Source organism: Aliirhizobium smilacinae (genome assembly GCF_006335145.1).
GTDB lineage: Bacteria > Pseudomonadota > Alphaproteobacteria > Rhizobiales > Rhizobiaceae > Neorhizobium > Neorhizobium smilacinae.
In genome coordinates this window covers 61,038-81,641 of sequence record NZ_VDMN01000007.1, presented here as the reverse complement: position 1 = coordinate 81,641, position 20,604 = coordinate 61,038, and the positions used below count along the sequence as shown (strand labels likewise).

Genomic DNA, 20,604 nt, shown 5'->3' with positions numbered 1-20,604 from the left:
GTCAGCCGGCGGGCGTTACGGTGAAACCCTGCTTGCGTAGCAATTCCACCAGGCCGTCCTTGCCGGGCAGATGAAGGGCGCCGACGGCTATGAAGACATTGCCCTCGTTCAGGATCGGTGCGGCGCGTTCGGCCATGAGATGGTTGCGCTTGGTCACGATCAGTTCCTCGAACTCGGCGTAACCGGCATTGTCGCCGCCATCAGGTGCAACCTGCTTGAGGAAGGGCATGGTGAAGCCAATCTCGCCGGTCAGGTAAAGCTGTGTCATCGTCTCAAAGACGTCATCCATTTTCGACCCGAGCTTGATCGTCTCGACCAGTGATTTGAGGTGCATTTCGGTCGGGATCGAGGCCATGGCGGAAAGCTGTTCGGCAAGCGTTTCGAGACCTTTGACCGCCTTGCCTTCTGCGGCGGCATCAAGCGCGATGCGCTTGTCGAGAAAGGCGGTGTTTCCCTTGCGGGCCATTTCACAGGCGGGCAGCGAAACGAGCGACATCAGCATCCAGGGCTGCATGCGGGAGACGGCTGCCAGCGGAACGCCACGCTTCTTCAGGCCGGCTTCCAAGGTCGCCAGGTCATCGGGCTTCAACAGTTTTTCGATGGTGTTCCCATCGGTTAGCATGGTCAGTTCAGGGCGGGTGAGAATGCCAGCCATGGCTTTCTGGTCATCCAGCACTTCGTCGGATTCGATGACGATGGTTTTGGCGCCGGCGAGTGCCTCATTGGCGCCTGCCGGCATCTTGAGGACGCGCGGATCGGTGACATGCATGGTGCCGAGAAGATAGGATGTCGGCAGGCCCGGCTTTTCGATCTTCCAGAAAATGCCCTTGGTGTTCGGCACGGTTGCAGCTTCCGCGACGGCCTTTGCATAGGCCTCCGGATTTTCGCTCTTCATCTCGTCAACGAGATTGACGCCATTGCAGGCAACCTCTTGTGCACTGGCGGATGACAGCATGCCGAGCGCAAGGATCAGCGAGCCAAGCAACGCCACATGCAAAGATGCGATCAGCCATAGGGCAAAACCCTGCAGGCGCTCGAAAAGAGGGCTGTCGAGGAATGAAGAATTCATGTCACGGATCCGCATTTGTCGATCCAAAACGTATCACTGCCGTTTCGCCAGGTGGTTAACGGAGTTGGTTAACGATTTGTTCGGGCTGCTTTTTACCAGACGTAAGTTCATGCACGAGGATGGGCACGGTCATAAACTTCCAGCAGGCGCGAGGTGTCGACGCCCGTATAGACCTGCGTGGTCGACAGGCTGGCATGACCGAGCAACTCCTGGATGGTGCGCAGGTCACCGCCGCCGGCAAGAAGATGGGTGGCGAAAGAGTGGCGCAGCGCATGCGGCGTGGCGGTGTCCGGCAGGCCGAAGGCGCTTCTCAGTTTCTGCATCTGTCGCTGGATGATGGCGGGCTGGAGCGGGCCGCCGCGGGCACCACGAAAAAGGGGCTTTTCATCCGTCAGATGGAATGGGCAGATATCGCGGTAACGGGTAACGGTTTCGGCAACGACGGGCAGGAGCGGCACGATACGGGTCTTCCCGCCCTTACCCTTGATGCGGAGTGTGGTGGTGCCGGGCTCGATCTCGCCTGGAAGAAGGTCGAGCGCCTCGGAAATGCGCAAGCCGCAGCCGTAAAGAAGCGCCAGAACGGCAGCGTCGCGGGCGGCAATCCAGGGCTCATCCTGAAGCTGCGTTTCGGCGATCGTCAGCTTGGTCGCCTGCCGGTCGCTCAGCGGCTTGGGAAGCGATTTTGGCTGTTTCGGCGCCCGGACCGCGCCGGCAGCGGCAGCATTTATCAGACCTTGGCGCTCCATGTAACGCAGGAAAGATCGCAACCCTGCAAGGTGGCGGCCGAGCGAACGCGGGCCTGAACCATCACGGCGGCGGGCGGCGAGAAAGGAGCGCAGATCTGCCGGGCGCAGCGTGTGAATGTCGGCTATCTTCGGCGGGCCGGCGAGATGGCCGGTCAGAAAGGTGAGGAATTGCCGCGTGTCGCGCTCATAGGCATCGAGCGTGTTGGGTGACAGGCGACGCTCGTCTTTTAGGCTCTCCAGCCATTGGTGGCGCTTGGCGGCAAGATCGGGCGCGGCGATGATCAGCAGTTCGTTCAAGCGTCTCGACCGTTGATTTTGGTGGAAAGGAGCACCAGATTGCTCCCGACAGCGTTACGGAAATACTAAGTCCTGCCTGTCTGCCAAATTTTTATCATACGGGTCTGTCAGGAGAGGCTTTCCCGCGCAAGGAGTTTGTATGGCCCGCCGTGACAGTTCGACGACCTTCAGTCAATTCGCGGAGACCATCACACTCAACTCACGCGGCCGGCCGGGCCACATCGTCGACACGCTGATCGGTGAGCGCGGCCAGCGCATAGTCAGCAGTCCGTTCTGGCCTGTCATGCGGCCGTTTCTCTACACATTGCTGCGATATGGCAGGGCGATAGAATTCGCCGACGACATCGCTCCGAAGAGCGGCTTCCAGTGCTTCGAGTATATGAGCGACCTGCTGAAGCTTGAGATCGAGGCAAAGAATGTCGAGCGCATCCCTGAAAAGGGTGGTTTCATTCTCGTCAGCAACCATCCGACCGGCATTGCAGATGGTGTTGCGGTCTTCGATTTGTTGAAGGCGAAGCGGCCGGACCTGATGGTGTTTGCCAATCGTGATGCGGTGCGCGTCAATCCCCGCTTTGCCGAAATGATCATTCCTGTCGAATGGCGTGACGAGTACAAAAGCAAGCTCAAGACTCGCGAGACGCTGGTTCTGACCAACAAGGCGGTGGAAGAGGGTAAGGTGATGGTGCTGTTTCCGTCCGGCCGTATCGCCTACTGGGCGGATGGCAAGCTCAACGAGCGGCCGTGGAAGACATCAGCAGTCAGCCTTGCGCGCAAATACAATCTGCCCATCCTGCCGATCCATATCACGGCGCGCAATTCCGGCCTGTTCTACTGGCTGGCCAAATGGTCTACGGAACTGCGCGACATGACGGTGTTCTACGAACTGCTCAACAAGAAGGGTAATCGCTTCGATTTCACCGTCGGCCATATGATCCAGCCTGATCAGCTGGAGGGCGATCCGGCTGAGGTGACGAAAGCGCTGGAGAGCCATACGGTTTTTGATCTGGCCGCGGATGGCGATGCACTGTTTTCGGGGCTTTCCAAGCCGGTGGTTGTTTCCGCCGCCTGAACTGGTCGTTAGCTACCAAGTCGGATCGAGGTCGGCATGCTTCTCCGTTCCATGACTGCCAGGAACTATCGCTCGCTCAAGGCCATCCACATGGACCTTGCCGGCGTCAATGTCTTCATCGGCGAAAATGGCGTCGGCAAATCCAATCTCTATCGGGCGCTGCAACTGATCCAGGCGGCAGTGCGCGGCACGCTGGCGGCCGAGATTGCGGCTGAAGGCGGCATGGCCTCGGCGCTCTGGTCCGGCCATCGGCGCAACGAGAAGAATTTTCGCATCAAGCTCGATGTCGAGGTGCTGGACGAGGAGCGTGCCATCACGTTTCGATATCGGGTAGAGGCAGGCCTCCGGCCACCGATCGATGCGGCGGGTTTTGCCTTCGAACCGCAGATCAAGGAAGAAGAGCTGTCGATCGAAACCGGACGGCGACCGGTGACGATGATGAAACGGGCCGGCCCAGGCATCATGGTGCGCGGCGCGCAGGGACGAATGGTGGAATATCCGGAGCGGGCGATGACCTCGGAGACGGCGATTGCGCTTCTTGGCGATGCCGGGCATTATCCGGAGATTGGAGCCTTCCGGCGGATGGTGGAAAGCTGGCGCTTCTTCCACGGTTTCCGCACAGACCGCGATTCGCCGATGCGGCAGCCTTGCCTGGCGGTGACGTCGCCCCTGCTCGACGAGAACGGGGCAAATCTCGCGGCAGTTTTCGCGACGCTTGCACATATCCGGGGCGATACGATCGAATTGAACCGGGCGATCGCGACGGCTTTCGATGGTGCGAGGCTCGATGTGCCGGATCCGGGCGAATACGCCGAATTCGGACTTGTCTTTCCGCATCTGCCGTTGCGGGTCTTCAAGCCGCGGGAACTGTCGGATGGACAGATCCGCTTTCTCGGGTTGGCGGCGGCGCTGATGTCCTATCGCCACCCTCCGCTGATCGCGCTCAACGAGCCGGAGGCGAGCCTGCATCCGGACATGCTCGAACCGTTGGCCGACATGATCGCCGAGGCGGCGCAGACGAGCCAGATCTGGATCGTCACCCATTCCGAGCAACTGGCTGCTGCCGTTCAGGAGCGATGCGGCGTGAGACCGAAGCGGGTGATCCGCAAGGATGGCGCCACTTGGCTCGAAGGCATGCGGGCAACCGGCGTGATGGAGGACGAGGATAACGACGAGGAGTGAGCTATAAAATAGTTCACTTTTGTTCTCTCTTTCGGCATGGTCGCCGCGCATGGGCAAAGATTCTTCCGACATGATGGGTTCGCTGTTCGGCGATGCTCTCGCCGCGACGCCTGCGGCTGTCCGGGTGGTGCCGGTGCTGGTGCCGCTGCCGGTGCCGGTTGCCTATAGCTATGCCGTGCCGGACGGCATGCATGTGGAGCCCGGTTCCGTCGTGCAGGTACCGGTCGGGCCGCGCCAGGTGATCGGCGTCGTCTGGGACGGCGAAAACGACGAACGGCTTGATCCGAAGAAGCTTCGCCCGATCACGCTCACCTTCGACTGCCCGCCGCTTTCCAAGGATATGCGCGATTTCGTCGACTGGGTCTCGGCTTATACGCTGTCGCCGCCCGGTCTTGTCGCGCGCATGGCGATCCGGGCGCCGGCTGCGCTCGATCCCGAGCCGATGGTGGAGGGGCTGCGTTATCTCGGCGGCGAGCCGGATCGGCTGACGCCTGCGAGAACCCGTGTGCTCGATCTGGCAAGAGAGCAGGACGTGCCATGGACGCGCAGCGGGCTTGCGCATGCCGCCGGTGTGTCGCTTAGCGTCATCGACGGGCTGATCAAGCAGGGGATGTTCGACACGATCTTCCTGGCTCCGCCACCCGTTGTGGCACCGCCGGAGCCGGATTACATTGCGCCGCGCATCGAAGGACCGCAGAAGGAAGCAGCGCAGGAGATCGTCGCCTCCATTCGCGAGGGCGGTTTTGCCGCCTCGCTGATCGATGGGGTTACCGGTTCGGGCAAGACGGAAGTCTATTTCGAGGCGATCGCCGAAACTCTTCGCCGTGGCAAGCAGGTAATGATTCTGTTGCCGGAAATCGCGCTGACGCCGGCCTTCCTAGAGCGCTTCGAACAGCGTTTCGGCGCCAAGCCGGCCGAATGGCATTCCGATCTGTCGCCGCGTATGCGTGAAAAAGTCTGGCGCGGTGTCGTGACCGGCGAGGTGAGGGTGGTGGCCGGCGCCCGATCGGCGCTGTTCCTGCCTTTCGAGGAACTGGGCCTGATCATCGTCGACGAAGAGCACGACCCTGCCTACAAGCAGGAGGAACGTGTTTTCTACAACGCCCGCGACATGGCCGTCGTGCGGGCGCGGATCGGTAATTTCCCCGTCGTGCTGGTCTCGGCGACGCCTTCCGTGGAGAGCCAGGTCAACGGATTGTCGGGCCGATACAATCTCGTGCAGCTGCCGACCCGTTTCGGCGATGCGGCGTTGCCGGACCTGCATCTCATCGACATGCGGCGGCATCCGCCGGAGCGCGGGGGATTTCTTTCGCCGCTGCTGGTCAGGGCGATGAAGCGGACGCTGGAAAAGAAGGAGCAGTCGCTGCTCTTCCTCAACCGGCGTGGTTATGCTCCACTGACGCTCTGCCGGGTCTGCGGCCACCGGTTCCAGTGCCCGCAATGTTCGAGCTGGCTGGTCGAGCACCGGTTCCGAAGCCAGATCCAGTGCCATCAATGCGGTTATTCCGAGCGCACGCCGGAGGCATGCCCGGAATGCGGCACCCTTGATCACCTCGTTGCCTGCGGGCCAGGCGTCGAGCGGATCGCCGAGGAGGTCGAAAAGCATTTTCCCGATGCCCGCACGATCGTGATGTCCTCGGACATTCTCGGTGGCGTCAAGCGGATGCGGCTGGAGCTTGAAGCGATCGCCAAGGGCGACGTCGATATCGTCATCGGCACACAGCTCGTTGCCAAGGGGCACAACTTTCCGCTGATGACGCTGGTCGGCATCGTCGATGCGGACCTGGGCTTAGCCAACGGCGATCCACGTGCGGCGGAGCGGACTTTTCAGCTGCTGAGCCAGGTGACGGGGCGTGCCGGTCGAACCGGCCTGAAGAGCCATGGCCTGATCCAGACCTTCCAGCCGATGCATCCGGTGATGCAGGCGATCGTGTCGGGCGATTCCACAGCTTTCTACGAGCGGGAGATTTCCGAGCGGGAGAAGGCATTGCTGCCGCCGTTTGGCCGGCTGGCGTCACTGATCGTTTCCGCGGATACGAGGGTGGATGCGGAAACCCATGCGCGCGGATTGCGCGCCGCCGCGCCGCAGGTTTCCGGCATATCGGTGCTTGGGCCGGCGGAAGCGCCGATCGCCCTTGTCCGCGGTCGTTATCGCTTCCGGCTGCTCGTCCATGGACGGCGCAATTCCGATATGCAGGCGTTTCTGAAAACCATGATCGGGCAGGGGCCGAAGGTGCGCGGCACGGTGCAGATCCAGCTGGATATCGATCCGCAAAGCTTCCTGTGAGCGCATTTCTTTGAAACGCGAAACAGTTCTATCTCTTTGTTTCACCGCAATTTCGGACGAAGACCGGTGCTCACTTTGCTGGAATTGCTTCAGCCCGGCGGCAAGCCGCCAAGATAGGTGATGCTGCGGGATTTAAGCTGACCGAGCAAGGCTTGTAGGGCCGGATCGGGAAAACGGTGCTCGAAGGGAGCGGCCCAGCCGATCGTCCCTGCCTGCAAAGGAATTCGCTCTTGGGGAATGCCGGCTTTGACGGCAAAATCCTCAGGCTTTTCGATGCCTGATATGGCCTTTTTGACCAGTCGAGGCAGAGCCTCATCTCTTTCCGCATAGAGATCCAGACCATTTGCGGCGGCCAGTTCGGCCATCGTCACCAGCGGTGCTGCGGCAAAAAGATGATAGTGCAGCGCGCGGCTGCGGCGGGCCAGTTCCAGTGGCAGCGTGCCGTCCGGCTGGATCTGGTTGATGCCGATGCGGAAGCTTTTGATGCCCCAGTCAAAAAGATCGCGGCGGTCGGCCGCTATGCCCGCTGCCATGACGGCAAATCCCGACCAGTAGCGGTGGTTGTTGCGGCCATCCATCTTGGTTTCCCGGTCGGCGTAATAGCTCTGGTTCTTCAATGCCAGATCGGAAAGCCAGACGGGAACCGACTTGCGCGCCGAAGCCGGCAGCGTTTCTACTGTCCGGATCTTCAGCCATGCCATCGAGAAGCCACCCAGCATCCAGCCTTGCACATAGGCCGACTGGTTGCCCGCCATCTTGCCGCCCAGCGCTCCGGCTTGGGCGAAGGCCTCCAGCCAGGAGGCAGCACAGGCAGCGGCCGCTTCGCTGCCGGTCGTCCGGTATCGGTCCGCCATCGCTTCCACCTTGCGGGCAGCGGTCTGCAGAATATCGGTCGCCTGCTTATAGGCGCGCTGGCGTGCAGGATCGATATGGGAATGCGCGGCATCGTCATAATAGCTGGTTGTCGACAAATCTGCGGGTAAATGCGGGGCCAAAGGACAGGCCTGCTCGTATCCCGTCGAGGAAGGCTGTTCCGGCACTTGGTCAAACGGGGAATGCAACGGCTCGGCTGCGATTACCGTTGTTTTCCCGACGGAAATGATCGCCAGGACGACGAGGACGAGAGGAAGATACCGGCGAACACTTCCGGTCATGCCGGTACCTCCTAGCCTTGCGACGTTTAACGCACAACAGCGCCTGATTGGGGCAGCTTTTCGACCAAAAAACAATTCGGGGGCATCTCATCATGATCTCGGCGTTGCGGCCGGATGGCAGCTTTCGCTACAATCCGGCGAATCAAGACAGCATGCGAGGACCGGATGGAATTCTACTTCCCGAGCGAAACCGGCGAACAGGTCGCTTTTATCGGCTGTGCCGTAACAGCGCTGATCGGCCTGTTGATATTTCTGCTTCCCGGCACCTGCCTGCGTCTTTCCGCTTTCCAGATTGGCGAGATAAGGCCGGAAGGATACGGCTCCGTGCGGGCTGCAGGCGCGCGTTACATGGGCCTCGGCGTTTTGCCGGTGCTGCTCGCACAGGATTGGTTCTATATGGCCACCGGTGTGGTGCTTGCGTTGGGGGCGGCGGGTCGGCTGGTTTCGTTTGTCGTTGATCGCGGCGTAACGCCGCAGAATATTGCCTTTTTTCTACTTGAGGGTGTATTATCCGCGGCGCCGCTCGCCTACGTGTTCGGCTACATCTGATGACACATAACGCCGCGGCTTGACGCCGATGGCCCGGAATTGCTGGTGAAAGCCGCAAATAATCTCTGCATCCCTTTGGGGGATAGGCTTTTTCGGCGCCGAGGCGTGTTGCGAGTCCCTACATCCTATGCTAGACGAACCGCAAACGTCGGAAAGGCGGGATGCAAGTCCTGTGTGTCCGGGGGGAAATTCAATAAATTTCAAGATCTTGCTCGATTAACCATTTCGAGCCGGGTGCTTGGGATGTAATTCAGGGAAACTGAGCCTGTGGCTGATACGTCCCCGCTTATTTCAGGTGTTGCGGAGCGCTATGCTTCCTCGCTGTTTGATCTGGCTTTGGAAGCCGGTTCCATCGATTCCGTCGGCGCTGATCTGGACCGCTTTCAGGCGCTTCTGGATGAGAGCGAAGATCTGAGGCGTCTCGTGATGAGTCCGGTGTTTTTTGCTGCTGATCAGCAGAAGGCGGTCGCTGCCGTCGCCGAAAAGGCAGGCATTTCCGGTATTGTCCTGAATTTCTTCAAAGTCGTTGCTGGCAATCGGCGCCTGTTTGCGCTGCCGGGCATGATCCGCGCCTATCGCGAGATCGCTGCCGAGCATCGTGGTGAAATTTCCGCTGAAGTTACTTCGGCACATGCGTTGACCGCAACGCAGGAAAAAGAACTTAAGTCGGCGCTGAAGGGCGTGACCGGCAAGGACGTGACCATCGCCGTCACGATCGACCCGTCGATCCTCGGTGGTCTGATCGTCAAGGTCGGGTCGCGTCAGATCGATACGTCCCTTCGCACCAAACTTTCCACTCTTAAGCTTGCATTGAAAGAGGTCGGCTGATGGATATCCGTGCAGCGGAAATTACCGCAATTCTCAAGGACCAGATCAAGAACTTCGGCCAGGAAGCCGAAGTTTCCGAAGTCGGCCAGGTTCTGTCCGTCGGTGACGGTATCGCTCGCGTCTATGGCCTCGACAACGTTCAGGCCGGCGAAATGGTCGAGTTCCCGGGCGGTGTCCGCGGTATGGCGCTGAACCTTGAGTCCGACAATGTCGGCGTGGTTATCTTCGGTTCCGACCGTGCCATCAAGGAAGGCGACACCGTCAAGCGGACCGGCGCCATCGTTGACGTACCGGTTGGTCCGGAACTGCTCGGCCGCGTCGTTGACGCGCTCGGCAATCCGATCGATGGCAAGGGCCCGATCAATGCGACCCGCCGTTCGCGCGTCGATGTCAAGGCTCCAGGCATCATTCCGCGCAAGTCGGTTCACGAGCCGATGTCGACCGGCCTCAAGGCTATCGATGCGCTCATCCCGGTCGGCCGCGGCCAGCGCGAGCTGGTCATTGGTGACCGTCAGACCGGCAAGACCGCCATCATTCTCGACGCGTTCCTGAACCAGAAGTCGATCCACGAAAATGGTCCGGACAACGACAAGTTGTTCTGCGTCTACGTCGCTATCGGCCAGAAGCGCTCGACCGTTGCCCAGTTCGTCAAGGTTCTCGAAGAACGCGGCGCATTGCCGTATTCGATCATCGTTGCCGCAACCGCTTCCGACGCTGCTCCGATGCAGTATCTGGCACCGTTTGCCGGCGCTGCCATGGGTGAGTATTTCCGTGACAACGGTCAGCACGCTCTCATCGCTTACGACGACCTTTCCAAGCAGGCCGTCGCTTATCGCCAGATGTCGCTTCTGCTGCGCCGCCCGCCGGGCCGCGAAGCTTATCCGGGCGACGTTTTCTATCTCCACTCGCGTCTGCTCGAGCGCGCTGCAAAGCTCTCCGACGAGCGTGGCGCCGGTTCGCTGACGGCTCTGCCGGTCATCGAAACCCAGGGTAACGACGTTTCGGCGTTCATCCCGACCAACGTGATCTCGATCACCGACGGCCAGATCTTCCTCGAAACCGACCTGTTCTACCAGGGCATCCGTCCGGCCGTTAACGTCGGTCTGTCGGTTTCCCGCGTTGGCTCGGCCGCTCAGGTCAAGGCGATGAAGCAGGTTGCCGGTTCGATCAAGGGCGAGCTTGCCCAGTATCGTGAAATGGCCGCGTTCGCGCAGTTCGGTTCCGACCTCGACGCCTCGACGCAGCGCCTGCTTAACCGCGGTGCACGCCTGACCGAACTTCTGAAGCAGCCGCAGTTCTCGCCGCTGAAGACGGAAGAACAGGTTGCCGTGATCTTCGCGGGCGTCAACGGCTACCTCGACAAGGTCGCGGTTTCCGACGTCGGCAAGTTCGAGCAGGGTCTGCTGTCCTACCTCCGTTCGGAAGGCAAGGCGGTTCTCGAGACGATCCGTACCGAGAAGCAGATCTCGGACGACACGAAGGCGAAGCTGAAGTCGGCGCTCGACACCTACGCCAAGTCTTTCGCTTAAAGTACGGATCTAGCTTAAGGACCGATAACGGATGCCTTCACTTAAGGATCTGAAAAACCGGATCGCCTCCGTCAAGGCGACACAGAAGATCACCAAGGCGATGAAAATGGTCGCCGCGGCGAAGCTGCGTCGTGCGCAGGAAGCGGCCGAAGCTGCCCGTCCTTACGCAGAACGGATGAACAAGGTATTGGCGGGCCTCGCAGCTGCCAATGCCGGCAATGCTGGCGCGCCACTGTTGCTTTCCGGTACCGGCAAGGATCAGGTTCATCTCCTGATCGTCGCCACCGGCGAGCGCGGCCTGGCCGGCGGTTTCAACTCTTCGATCATCCGCCTTGCACGCGATCATGCCCTGAAGCTCATCGCACAGGGCAAGACGGTCAAGATCCTGACGGTCGGCCGCAAGGGCAACGACGTTCTGCGTCGTTCGTTCAAGGACAATATCGTCCATTACATCACTTTCCGCGAAGTGAAGCAGCTCGGTTTTGTCCAGGCTGACGAAGTTGCGGGCAAGGTGCTGGACATGTTCAATGCCGGCGAGTTCGACGTTGCGACGCTGTTCTTCGCGCGCTTCCAGTCGGTGATCGCACAGATTGCGACCGCAAAGCAGATCATTCCGGCGACATTCGAGGCCGCAGCGCCCGATGCTGCGTCACCGGTGTTCTACGAATACGAGCCGAGCGAAGAGGAAATCCTCGACGAGCTGCTGCCGAAGAACATCGCGGTGCAGATCTTCCGGGCTCTGCTGGAAAACAACGCTTCCTTCTACGGTGCGCAGATGTCCGCTATGGACAATGCAACGCGCAACGCTGGTGACATGATCAACAAGCTGACGCTTTCCTACAACCGTCAGCGGCAGGCACAGATCACCAAGGAACTCATCGAAATCATTTCGGGCGCGGAAGCGCTCTGACCGAAAAGAAGAGGGTAAGAATCATGGCTACCGCAACGGGCTCGTCCCTCGGCAAAGTGACCCAGGTTATCGGCGCTGTCGTCGACGTGGCGTTTGACGGCGAACTGCCGGCGATCCTCAACGCACTCGAGACCGAGAACAACGGCAACCGTCTGGTTCTCGAAGTCGCGCAGCACCTTGGTGAAAACCAGGTCCGCACGATCGCGATGGATTCGACCGAAGGTCTCGTTCGCGGCCAGAAGGTCACCGACACGGGCGCTCCGATCTCCGTTCCTGTCGGCGAGCAGACGCTCGGCCGCATCATGAACGTCATCGGCGAGCCGGTCGATGAAGCCGGTCCGCTGGACCGCACCCACCTTCGCTCGATCCACCAGGACGCTCCGTCCTATGTCGAGCAGTCGACCGAAGGCCAGATCCTGGTCACCGGCATCAAGGTCGTCGATCTGCTCGCGCCTTACGCAAAGGGCGGCAAGATCGGCCTGTTCGGCGGCGCCGGCGTTGGCAAGACGGTTCTGATCATGGAACTGATCAACAACGTCGCAAAGGCACACGGCGGTTACTCCGTATTCGCCGGCGTGGGTGAGCGTACCCGCGAAGGCAACGACCTTTACCACGAAATGATCGAATCGAACGTCAACAAGCATGGCGGCGGCGAAGGCTCCAAGGCTGCGCTCGTTTACGGTCAGATGAACGAACCGCCGGGCGCCCGCGCTCGCGTCGCTCTCACCGGTCTGACGATCGCTGAAGACTTCCGCGACAAGGGCCAGGACGTTCTGTTCTTCGTCGACAACATCTTCCGCTTCACCCAGGCCGGTTCGGAAGTGTCGGCTCTTCTCGGCCGTATTCCTTCGGCCGTTGGTTATCAGCCGACGCTTGCCACCGACATGGGCCAGATGCAGGAACGCATCACCACCACGACGACCGGATCGATCACCTCGGTTCAGGCCATCTACGTTCCCGCCGACGACTTGACCGACCCGGCACCGGCAACCTCGTTCGCCCATCTGGACGCAACGACGGTTCTGTCGCGCTCGATCGCTGAAAAGGGTATCTACCCGGCCGTCGATCCGCTCGACTCGACGTCGCGCATGCTCGACCCGCTGGTCGTTGGTGAAGAACATTACGAAATCGCCCGTAAGGTTCAGACGACGCTGCAGCGCTACAAGTCGCTGCAGGACATCATCGCCATCCTTGGCATGGACGAACTGTCCGAAGAGGACAAGATGACCGTTGCCCGCGCCCGCAAGATCGAGCGCTTCCTGTCGCAGCCGTTCTTCGTTGCCGAAGTCTTCACCGGTTCGCCGGGCAAGCTGGTTGCTCTCGAAGACACGATCAAGGGCTTCAAAGGTCTCGTCAACGGCGACTACGACCATCTGCCGGAAGCAGCCTTCTACATGGTCGGCTCCATCGAAGAAGCGATGGAAAAAGCCAAGAAGCTGGCTGAAGCCGCTTAATTCAAGAATGAAATGGCGCGCTGGTTTTTCGGCGCGTCATTCCAGCATAAGACACGCGATTTCGCGCAGGACATGCAAATTGCCTGCGAATTATGGGGAAGTGGACCTTCATGGCCGACGCTTTCAATTTTGAACTGGTTTCCCCCGAGCGTCTGCTCGTTTCGGAAAAAGTATCCGAAGTGGTGATCCCGGCGACGCTTGGCGAAATGACGGTGCTTGCCCAGCATGCGCCGACGATGACGACGATCAAGCCGGGTATCGTTTCGGTCAAGCTCGCTTCCGGACAGGTTACCAAATACGTGGTGTTCGGCGGTTTCGCCGATATCCTGCCGGAGAGCTGCACGCTTCTGGCGGATGCCGCCATTCCGGCTGCCGAGCTGACTGTCGACACGCTTCAGCGTCGTATCGAAACGACGCAGGCCGAAATCGGCAAGGCGACCGGCGACGAGCACAAGACCAGGCTCGAACAGTTCCTGACGGACCTGACGCAGCTGAACGGCATCGTCGTCGCAGCATAAGTTTTTGTGACAAGGCATTTAAAAGGCGGTCCTTGCGGGCCGCTTTTTTGCGTTTTGAGCTGCTGTTTCTTCCTCCGTGCTTCAAAGCCCAGAGAGCAGATGCTGGTGCAACCGCGCCGCGCCCGGTGTCAGCGAGCGATAACGCGGCATACCGAGATGGTAGCCGTAACCGGTTTCGAGACGCTGCGATCCCAACTCCATGAGCGCGCCCGAGGCCAGTTGATCGGCGATGAGACCGATACTGCCGAGCGTGACGCCGTCGCCACGCAGGGCTGCATCGACCGCCAGCGCATACGTGGAGAAAGATAGCCGGGGCGTGATGCGGGCCTTGGGCGGAGTGGGCAACCGCGCGAACCATTGGCGAAACGAAATCCAGTGGGCGTTGAAGCGCTCATAATCGATCAGGTCGAGACGGGCGATCTCGTCGGGGCTGATCGCGACGGGATCGAGCCTGTGCTTGTCGATGAAATCCGGCGAGGCAACCGGCAGCAGCACCTCCTTCATCAGGGGGGTGAGGTTCCAGCGTAGATGTTCGCCGGTGGAATAAAGGATGACGAGATCATTGGCTTCGGAGGCGAGTTCGGACGGTGCATCCGTCGTCAGCAGTCTGACGGAAACGGAGGGATTGCCGTTATCGAAATCCTTGAGGCGTTTGGCGAGCCAGAGATGCGAGACCGACCCGCTGGCGGCGATCGAGATGGTTTCGGAGCCGCCGCCACGAAATGGCTCGAGGCTCTCTTCCAAATATTCGAGCGTGGCGCGAACCCGCTGCGCCAACCGCTCGCCCTGCGGGGTCAGCGCAAGGTTACGGCCACGGCGGGTAAAGAGTTTTGTCCCGAGCTGTTCCTCCAGCCGTTGAATGCGACGGCTGACCGCGGCCTGGGTGATGTGCAGTTCCCGCCCGGCCCGGGAAAAATTCATGAACCGGCAGGCCGCGTCGTAAACCCGGAAAGCCTCCAGTGGTATGCGATCCAGCATGATCTCCTCCATGATCTCAGATCATCAAATAAGCCGATATTTCAATGGATTTGAAGAGCTGAAATTGTGATGCAGACTGTGGGCGATTGTTTCTTTCCTGTGAGCCGCCATGCAGTTTTCCACGTCCTTCATCCCGGATATCCGTTTCGGCTCGGGCCTGTTTGGTGATCTGGCCGGCGCGATCAGAGGTTTCGACGGCGCTCGTGCAGTGCTGATCGTCATGGACGGTTTTCTGGCGTCTGGAGGGCTGGCGAAACGCCTTGCGGGAGAGCTGGCGGAGGCTGGTATAGAGCCACGCCTTTACAGCGAGTTTTCCGGCGAACCGAAGCTCGCGCATCTGCAGGCGGCAAGCGCGCTTGCCAAGGGTGCGGATGTGGTGGTCGGCATTGGCGGCGGATCGGCGCTGGATATCGCCAAGGTCGCCGCCTGCTGTGCTGCGTCCGGCGAGGACCCGATGTTTTATGCGCTGGCGGCCAATCCACTGCCGAAGAACCCGCTGAAAAAGATCATGGTGCCGACCACGGCCGGGACGGGCTCGGAGACATCCGCGACCAATATCTTTGCCGGGCCTGAGGGCAAGAAGCTCTGGATCTGGGGGCCTGAAACCAAGGCCGATCTGGTCCTGCTCGATCCCGCACTGACGATTTCGCTGCCGCCGAACCTGACGGCATGGTGCGGCATGGACGCATTCATTCACGCCTTCGAGGCCGCGACCAACCGCAACACCCATGCGGGAGCCAAGCTCTACGCGCATGAGGCAATGCGGCTGGTCGCAGGCTCGCTGGAGGCGGCCGTCAAGGCGCCGGGCAATCTGGAAGCGCGCGGCAAAGTGCTGCTCGGCTCCTGTTATGCCGGGATCGCCATCGACAATTGCGGCACGGCCATCGCGCACAACATCAGTCATGCGCTGGCGGGGCTTGCGCCCATCCATCACGGGCTTGCGACGGCATTGGGTTTCGAAGCGACGCTTTCCTGGCTCGCCGACATGGATACGCCCGATCTCAACGAAGCCGCCCGCGCGATCGGTCTGAAAAATGCAGATGCGGTGCCTGGCTTCGTTTCAGATCTGATGGATCGCTGCGGTGTAGAACGGGTTTTGCCCAAGGCATTCGATGGGTTCTCCGCGGAAGATCTGGCCGCGGAGATGCGGGCGCCGGAAAACCAGCCGATGCGCCGTTCGACGATCTGCGAGGTAACCGATGCGGATATCGATGCTTTCGCAGCCCGGATCATGTCCTTGCCGAAGACGCTTTGAGGAGACCTCCCGATGACCGAGACCTATACCCGCGACTATTGGGAACGCGCGCTTTCCTCCCTCAAGCTCGAAGGGCGTCATTTCATCGACGGCGACTATCGCGCCGCGGTTTCCGGAGAAACCTTTACCCGTAACCGGCCGATGGATGGCAAGCCGGGCGCGGCGTTGGCCCGTGGTGGGGTGGTGGATATCGATGCCGCGGTCGCTTCGGCGCGGGTGGCATTCGAGACCGGTGTCTGGCGGAAAAAGGAGCCGCTTGAGAAAAAGAAGATCATGCTGAAATGGGCGGAACTGATCAGCGCCCACGGCGAAGAACTGGCGATGCTGGAAACGCTCGATGTCGGCAAGCCGGTTCTGGCGTCGCTCAATGTCGATGTCAGGCTCTGCGCTGATGGCATCCAGTTCTACGGCGAGATGATCGACAAGCTGTATGACGAGATCGCGCCGACCGGGCCGAATGCCCGTGCTCTGGTCCGCAAGGTGCCGCTCGGCGTCATCGGGGCGATCACGCCGTGGAACTATCCGATGATCATCGATGCCTGGAAGCTAGGGCCGGCGATCGCGGCCGGTAATTCCGTGGTGCTGAAGCCGGCGGAACAATCGTCGCTGTCGGCCATCCGGCTTGCGGCACTGGCGGTCGAGGCGGGGTTGCCGGCGGGGGTCTTCAATGTCGTCACCGGTTATGGTGAGGAGGCGGGCAAACCTCTGGCGCTGCATATGGATGTCGACATGATCGCGTTTACCGGCTCGACCGAGGTCGGCAAGCTGATCATGGGCTATGCGGCGCAATCGAACGTCAAGCGGGTGGCTTTGGAACTCGGCGGCAAGTCGCCGCTCGTGGTGTTCGAGGATGCCGATCTGGATGCTGCTGCATCTGCCGTGGCCTGGGGCTGTTTCTACAATTCCGGCGAGACATGCCATGCCTCGACCCGGCTTCTGGTGCAGCGCTCGGTGCAGGACAAGCTGATCGAAAAGATCGAGGCGGTGACGAAAAGCGATATCGCGCTCGCGCATCCTTTCGAACCCTCCGCACAGATCGGTGCGCTGATCGAGGAGGCGCATATGGCAAAGGTGCTCGGCATGATCGCCGCCGGCGAGAAGGAGGGCGCGCGTCGGGCGTTTGGCGCGGAGCAGGTTCTGCCCGAGACAGGCGGCTATTATATTTCGCCTGGCGTCTTCGTCGACATGACCAACGACATGAGCCTTGCACGACAGGAAATTTTTGGGCCGGTTCTCGCCGCCATTCCCTTCGACACCGAAGAGGAGGCGCTAAGGATCGCCAACGATACGATCTATGGTCTGGCGGGTGCCGTGTTCACGAGGGACATGGACCGGGCGCATCGCTTTTCGGAAGCGCTGCATGCCGGTACGGTGTGGATCAACACCTATGACATGTCGAATTTTTCCACCCCTTTCGGCGGCTTCAAGCAATCCGGTTTCGGGCGGGACCGCTCGGTCCACGCGATCGACAAATATTGCGACTACGAGACGATCTGGCAGCAGTTCGGGTGAGTGATTGAGCTAGTTCCTTCCGTGCCGGCAGGCGGATGATGGGGGTCTCTTGCGACGCGATAAGGGCAACCGCCTGTGGACATTACGAGGAGCCGGGTTTCATGAGCCGTATCACATCCATCGACATCTCCTATCACCGCCTGCCCCTCGATCCGCCGTTCAAGGCGAGCTGGGACGGGCGGGCGCGCAACCATTTCGATGCGACGATCGTGCGGGTGAGGGATGACGAGGGGCGCGAAGGGATTGGGTCAGGCGATCTGATGAAAGGGTTCGAGGGGCACGAGGATTTGTTCATCGGGCAGGATCCGCGGCATCTGGAGCGGCATTACGAGGTTCTGTCGCATATCAATTTCCACTATGGCCGCTGCTGGCCGATGGATCTGGCGCTGTGGGACCTTTCCGGCAAGATCACCGGCGAGCCGGTTTGGCGGATGCTGGGCGGACGATCCGACAGGGTACGGCTTTATGCATCCTCCGGCGTATTACGTGATCCTTCCGCCATGGCGGATCAAGCGGAACGTTATGTCGGGGAAGGTTTTCCGGCGATGAAGGTGCGCTTCTCGTCTTCGTCGGGAGGGCGCTCCGGATGGCGCGACGACGTGAAGGCATTGGAAGCGATCCGTGCGCGGGTGGGGACGAAGCTGGAGCTGATGGTCGACTGCAATCAGGGCTGGCGTATGCCGTGGGATACGACACTCGCCTGGACCTTCAAGGATGCGCTTTCCGTGGCGAAGGAACTGGAAAAGCTCGACATCTACTGGATGGAGGAACCGCTGTTCCGTTCCGACCGCAAGGGCATGAAGGCCTTGAAGGAGGCGACTTCGGTGAGGATTGCCGGTGGCGAAATGACCCGCGAGCTTTACGAATTCCGCGACATCATCGAGGAACGCGCCTTCGACGTGATCCAGCCGGACGTGGCGCTGGTCGGCGGCATTACCGGTTGCCGGCGACTGGTCTATCAGGCGCGCGAAGCGGGAGTGATGTTCACCCCGCACAGCTGGACAAACGGGATCGGCGTGCTGGCCAACGCGCATCTGACGGCTGGCGCCGGCGATGCGCCGTTTCTCGAATATCCCTACGACAATCCCGAATGGAGCGAGGCGCGAAGGGATTATCCGATGGTCTCGTCGCTGAAGCACAGTCACGGCTGGCTGGAATTGGGGAATGTGCCGGGCCTCGGCGTGGTGCTGGACGAGGAGCGTCTTAAGGCCACACGGATCGGCTGATTTCGGCATGGCACCGTGATGCCGAACTGGTATGGTCGGGCTTTCACGGAGTTATTGTTATGAAGATAGGTATTGTCGGGGCAGGTATGGTCGGCAGTTCGGCGGGTTTTGCGCTCGCAATTGCCGGTTACGCCAATGAAATCGTATTCGTCGACAAAAACGAAGCGCTCGCAGTCGCGCAGGCCGAGGACATTTCGCATGCCGTGCCGTTCATGTCTGCGACGCGGGTGAGGGCTGGCGGTTATGCGGATCTCGCCGGTGCCGGTATCGTCGTGTTGTCGGCCGGCGTCGGCCAGAGGCCGGGGGAGAGCAGGCTCGAACTTCTGGGGCGCAATACGGCTGTCATCCGCAGCATCGTCAGCGAAATTCTCGCCGTCGTGCCTGATCCTATCCTGCTGGTCGCTGCCAATCCGGTCGATATCATCACCCATATTACGGCCAGCATTTCCGGTCTGCCGCCGCATAGGGTGATTGGCTCCGGTACGATCCTCGATACGGCCCGCTTCCGCAGCCTGCTTGCCCGGCACATGGAAATCTCGCCGCAATCCATCCCAGCCTTCGTCATCGGCGAACATGGTGACAGCGAAGTTCTGGCATGGTCGGGTGCGGTCGCGGGTTCTGCCGATCTCGTCTCCTTTGCGGCGCAACTGGGCAAGCCGGTCACCGAAGAGGTGCGCAAGGCGATCGACCATGACGTACGCAACGCCGCCTACAAGATCATCGAGGGCAAGGGGGCGACCTATTACGGCATCGGTGCCGGTATCGCCCGCATCGTCAGGGCGATCACGCGCGACGAAGGCTCGGTGCTTTCGGTTTCGATCCAGACGGCGCATGTGGCCGGTGTCGATAACGTCACCCTGTCCCTGCCCCGCGTGGTCGGCGCACGGGGTGTAACGGCGGATCTGCTGCCGGATCTCGATCACGAAGAATTCGAGGCCTTGAAACGCAGCGCCCGGATGTTGAAGGACCTGTCCAATTCGCTTGGATTGTGAACTGGGCAGACGTCCGTAGTCGGCGGCTGGTACACTGAGGCGGAAGCCGGTAGACATTCCTTGGGAATGTTACCGAAGGCGGAATGCCGGCATGATCGACAAGCTCGAATTCTTTATCGTTCTGGTCCGGGAGGAGCATTTCGGGCGCGCCGCAGAGGAATGCGGCATTGCCCAGCCTTCTCTGTCTGCCGCTATCCGTCAGCTGGAAGAGCAGCTCGGCGTACAGCTCGTCGTGCGTGGCTCCCGCTATCAGGGGCTGACGCCGGAAGGTCAGCGGGTTCTGGAATGGGCAAAACGCATCGTCGGTGACGCAAGGACGATGCGTGAGGAAATGCGGGCAGCGCGCAAGGGGCTGGCCGGGCATATCCGGCTTGCCGTCATCCCCACGGCGCTTGCCATGGTGCCGCGACTGACGGAGCCGTTTCAGGAGAAACATCCGAACGTGACCTTCTCGGTCGTCTCGCGCAATTCCCTGCAGGTGCTTTCGCAGCTCGACGATTTCGAGATCGATGCCGGGATTACCTATCTGGACAATGAACCGCTCGGGCGTGTGACCAGCGTTCCACTTTACTCCGAAGATTATACGCTTGTAACGGCCGAGGGGACGCCGCATGCCGACAGGGACACCGTGACCTGGGCCGAGATGGCAAATATCCGGCTGTGCCTGCTGACGCCGGACATGCAGAACCGAAGGATCATCAACCAGCACCTGGCCAATGCGGGCGTGTCGATCACGCCTATGCTCGAGTCGAATTCGATGGTCGTGCTGCTGTCGCATGTGGCGACCGGGCGTTGGGCGAGCATCATGCCGCGCAATGTCGCCAAATCCTTCGGGTTTACACAGGGACTTCGCACGATCCCCATCGTCGAGCCGGAAGCAAGACACATGGTGGGGCTTGTCGCTCCATACCGGGAGCCGTTTACGCCTCTGGTCTCCGCGCTTCTGCATGAGGCGAGAGGCCTCGGTTTGGACAAGACGGAGACGTAAATTTCCACATCTGCGGGTGGCGGTCTGTGGCTGTTGATCCATGGCAGAGACATTACATGAT

Annotated in this window: 18 protein-coding genes; 14 read left to right on the top strand and 4 right to left on the bottom strand. The window is 60.6% G+C overall.

Going from position 1 to position 20,604, the window contains the following annotated elements; translation table 11 throughout:
- Window position 1 precedes the first annotated feature (1 nt).
- Entirely contained in the window at window positions 2-1,069 is a 1,068-nt protein-coding gene (locus tag FHP24_RS23690) for a TraB/GumN family protein (RefSeq protein WP_139678720.1), read from the bottom strand.
- Between the two features lie 107 nt (window positions 1,070-1,176).
- A complete protein-coding gene (locus tag FHP24_RS23685) occupies window positions 1,177-2,112 on the bottom strand; it encodes a tyrosine recombinase XerC (RefSeq protein ID WP_139678719.1) in 936 nt (311 codons plus the stop codon).
- A gap of 139 nt (window positions 2,113-2,251) precedes the next feature.
- Between FHP24_RS23685 and FHP24_RS23680 the strand changes: the two genes are divergently transcribed.
- Genes FHP24_RS23680 through FHP24_RS23670 form a run of 3 tightly spaced genes read left to right on the top strand, consistent with a single transcriptional unit; the run spans window position 2,252 to window position 6,650 of the window.
- Window positions 2,252-3,181: a GNAT family N-acetyltransferase gene (locus tag FHP24_RS23680; RefSeq protein ID WP_139678718.1), complete on the top strand. Its 930-nt coding sequence runs from the start codon at window positions 2,252-2,254 to the stop codon at window positions 3,179-3,181.
- Between the two features lie 36 nt (window positions 3,182-3,217).
- Window positions 3,218-4,363 carry an AAA family ATPase gene (locus FHP24_RS23675; RefSeq protein WP_139678717.1) on the top strand — a complete coding sequence of 382 codons (1,146 nt, stop codon included), beginning with the start codon at window positions 3,218-3,220 and terminating at the stop codon, window positions 4,361-4,363.
- Between the two features lie 49 nt (window positions 4,364-4,412).
- Complete coding sequence (locus FHP24_RS23670) at window positions 4,413-6,650, top strand: primosomal protein N' (RefSeq protein ID WP_139678716.1); 2,238 nt, start codon at window positions 4,413-4,415, stop codon at window positions 6,648-6,650.
- Window positions 6,651-6,739: 89 nt separating this feature from the next.
- Here FHP24_RS23670 and FHP24_RS23665 read toward each other — a convergent pair whose 3' ends face one another.
- Complete coding sequence (locus tag FHP24_RS23665) at window positions 6,740-7,804, bottom strand: alginate lyase family protein (RefSeq protein WP_139678715.1); 1,065 nt, start codon at window positions 7,802-7,804, stop codon at window positions 6,740-6,742.
- Between the two features lie 165 nt (window positions 7,805-7,969).
- Between FHP24_RS23665 and FHP24_RS23660 the strand changes: the two genes are divergently transcribed.
- The 6 genes from FHP24_RS23660 (at window position 7,970) to FHP24_RS23635 (ending at window position 13,592) form a co-directional block, all read left to right on the top strand.
- Window positions 7,970-8,353, top strand: coding sequence for an AGROH133_08824 family phage infection protein (locus tag FHP24_RS23660; protein ID WP_139678714.1), 384 nt, complete (start codon window positions 7,970-7,972; stop codon window positions 8,351-8,353).
- Between the two features lie 267 nt (window positions 8,354-8,620).
- Window positions 8,621-9,181 carry a F0F1 ATP synthase subunit delta gene (locus FHP24_RS23655; protein WP_139678713.1) on the top strand — a complete coding sequence of 187 codons (561 nt, stop codon included), beginning with the start codon at window positions 8,621-8,623 and terminating at the stop codon, window positions 9,179-9,181.
- A complete protein-coding gene (gene atpA, locus FHP24_RS23650; RefSeq protein ID WP_139678712.1) occupies window positions 9,181-10,710 on the top strand; it encodes a F0F1 ATP synthase subunit alpha in 1,530 nt (509 codons plus the stop codon). The genes FHP24_RS23655 and atpA overlap by 1 nt, the downstream gene beginning before the upstream one ends.
- 31 nt (window positions 10,711-10,741) lie before the next feature.
- Window positions 10,742-11,620 (top strand): F0F1 ATP synthase subunit gamma, encoded by an 879-nt coding sequence (locus tag FHP24_RS23645; RefSeq protein ID WP_139678711.1) that lies wholly within the window; start codon window positions 10,742-10,744, stop codon window positions 11,618-11,620.
- A gap of 23 nt (window positions 11,621-11,643) precedes the next feature.
- On the top strand, window positions 11,644-13,074 hold the full coding sequence (gene atpD, locus FHP24_RS23640; protein ID WP_139678710.1) for a F0F1 ATP synthase subunit beta: 1,431 nt from the start codon (window positions 11,644-11,646) through the stop codon (window positions 13,072-13,074).
- A 110-nt stretch (window positions 13,075-13,184) separates the two neighbouring features.
- Window positions 13,185-13,592, top strand: a complete 408-nt coding sequence (locus tag FHP24_RS23635; protein WP_139678709.1) for a F0F1 ATP synthase subunit epsilon — start codon at window positions 13,185-13,187, stop codon at window positions 13,590-13,592.
- Window positions 13,593-13,673: 81 nt separating this feature from the next.
- Here the strand turns inward: FHP24_RS23635 and FHP24_RS23630 are convergent, their stop codons facing one another.
- Window positions 13,674-14,570 (bottom strand): LysR substrate-binding domain-containing protein, encoded by an 897-nt coding sequence (locus FHP24_RS23630; protein WP_139678708.1) that lies wholly within the window; start codon window positions 14,568-14,570, stop codon window positions 13,674-13,676.
- Between the two features lie 109 nt (window positions 14,571-14,679).
- On the opposite strand from FHP24_RS23630, the gene FHP24_RS23625 reads away from it, so the two are divergent.
- The 5 genes from FHP24_RS23625 to FHP24_RS23605 all read left to right on the top strand — a co-directional run bounded on the left by FHP24_RS23625 (window position 14,680) and on the right by FHP24_RS23605 (window position 20,543).
- Window positions 14,680-15,825, top strand: coding sequence for an iron-containing alcohol dehydrogenase (locus FHP24_RS23625; protein ID WP_139678707.1), 1,146 nt, complete (start codon window positions 14,680-14,682; stop codon window positions 15,823-15,825).
- Window positions 15,826-15,837: 12 nt separating this feature from the next.
- Complete coding sequence (locus FHP24_RS23620; protein WP_139678706.1) at window positions 15,838-17,337, top strand: aldehyde dehydrogenase; 1,500 nt, start codon at window positions 15,838-15,840, stop codon at window positions 17,335-17,337.
- A 101-nt stretch (window positions 17,338-17,438) separates the two neighbouring features.
- Window positions 17,439-18,563: a mandelate racemase/muconate lactonizing enzyme family protein gene (locus FHP24_RS23615; RefSeq protein ID WP_139678705.1), complete on the top strand. Its 1,125-nt coding sequence runs from the start codon at window positions 17,439-17,441 to the stop codon at window positions 18,561-18,563.
- A gap of 59 nt (window positions 18,564-18,622) precedes the next feature.
- Window positions 18,623-19,555, top strand: coding sequence for an L-lactate dehydrogenase (locus FHP24_RS23610; protein ID WP_139678704.1), 933 nt, complete (start codon window positions 18,623-18,625; stop codon window positions 19,553-19,555).
- Between the two features lie 91 nt (window positions 19,556-19,646).
- The gene (locus FHP24_RS23605) at window positions 19,647-20,543 is read left to right on the top strand and encodes a LysR family transcriptional regulator (protein WP_139678703.1); all 897 of its coding nucleotides are present in this window, start codon (window positions 19,647-19,649) and stop codon (window positions 20,541-20,543) included.
- The last annotated feature ends 61 nt before the right edge of the window (window positions 20,544-20,604 follow it).

Coding starts and splice junctions, on each gene's coding strand:
- FHP24_RS23690 (WP_139678720.1), bottom strand. CDS start 1,069: ATGAATTCTTCATTCCTCGACAGCCCTCTTTTCGAGCGCCTGCAGGGT.
- FHP24_RS23680 (WP_139678718.1), top strand. CDS start 2,252: ATGGCCCGCCGTGACAGTTCGACGACCTTCAGTCAATTCGCGGAGACC.
- FHP24_RS23675 (WP_139678717.1), top strand. CDS start 3,218: ATGCTTCTCCGTTCCATGACTGCCAGGAACTATCGCTCGCTCAAGGCC.
- FHP24_RS23670 (WP_139678716.1), top strand. CDS start 4,413: ATGGGCAAAGATTCTTCCGACATGATGGGTTCGCTGTTCGGCGATGCT.
- FHP24_RS23665 (WP_139678715.1), bottom strand. CDS start 7,804: ATGACCGGAAGTGTTCGCCGGTATCTTCCTCTCGTCCTCGTCGTCCTG.
- FHP24_RS23660 (WP_139678714.1), top strand. CDS start 7,970: ATGGAATTCTACTTCCCGAGCGAAACCGGCGAACAGGTCGCTTTTATC.
- atpA (WP_139678712.1), top strand. CDS start 9,181: ATGGATATCCGTGCAGCGGAAATTACCGCAATTCTCAAGGACCAGATC.
- FHP24_RS23645 (WP_139678711.1), top strand. CDS start 10,742: ATGCCTTCACTTAAGGATCTGAAAAACCGGATCGCCTCCGTCAAGGCG.
- atpD (WP_139678710.1), top strand. CDS start 11,644: ATGGCTACCGCAACGGGCTCGTCCCTCGGCAAAGTGACCCAGGTTATC.
- FHP24_RS23635 (WP_139678709.1), top strand. CDS start 13,185: ATGGCCGACGCTTTCAATTTTGAACTGGTTTCCCCCGAGCGTCTGCTC.
- FHP24_RS23630 (WP_139678708.1), bottom strand. CDS start 14,570: ATGCTGGATCGCATACCACTGGAGGCTTTCCGGGTTTACGACGCGGCC.
- FHP24_RS23625 (WP_139678707.1), top strand. CDS start 14,680: ATGCAGTTTTCCACGTCCTTCATCCCGGATATCCGTTTCGGCTCGGGC.
- FHP24_RS23620 (WP_139678706.1), top strand. CDS start 15,838: ATGACCGAGACCTATACCCGCGACTATTGGGAACGCGCGCTTTCCTCC.
- FHP24_RS23615 (WP_139678705.1), top strand. CDS start 17,439: ATGAGCCGTATCACATCCATCGACATCTCCTATCACCGCCTGCCCCTC.
- FHP24_RS23610 (WP_139678704.1), top strand. CDS start 18,623: ATGAAGATAGGTATTGTCGGGGCAGGTATGGTCGGCAGTTCGGCGGGT.
- FHP24_RS23605 (WP_139678703.1), top strand. CDS start 19,647: ATGATCGACAAGCTCGAATTCTTTATCGTTCTGGTCCGGGAGGAGCAT.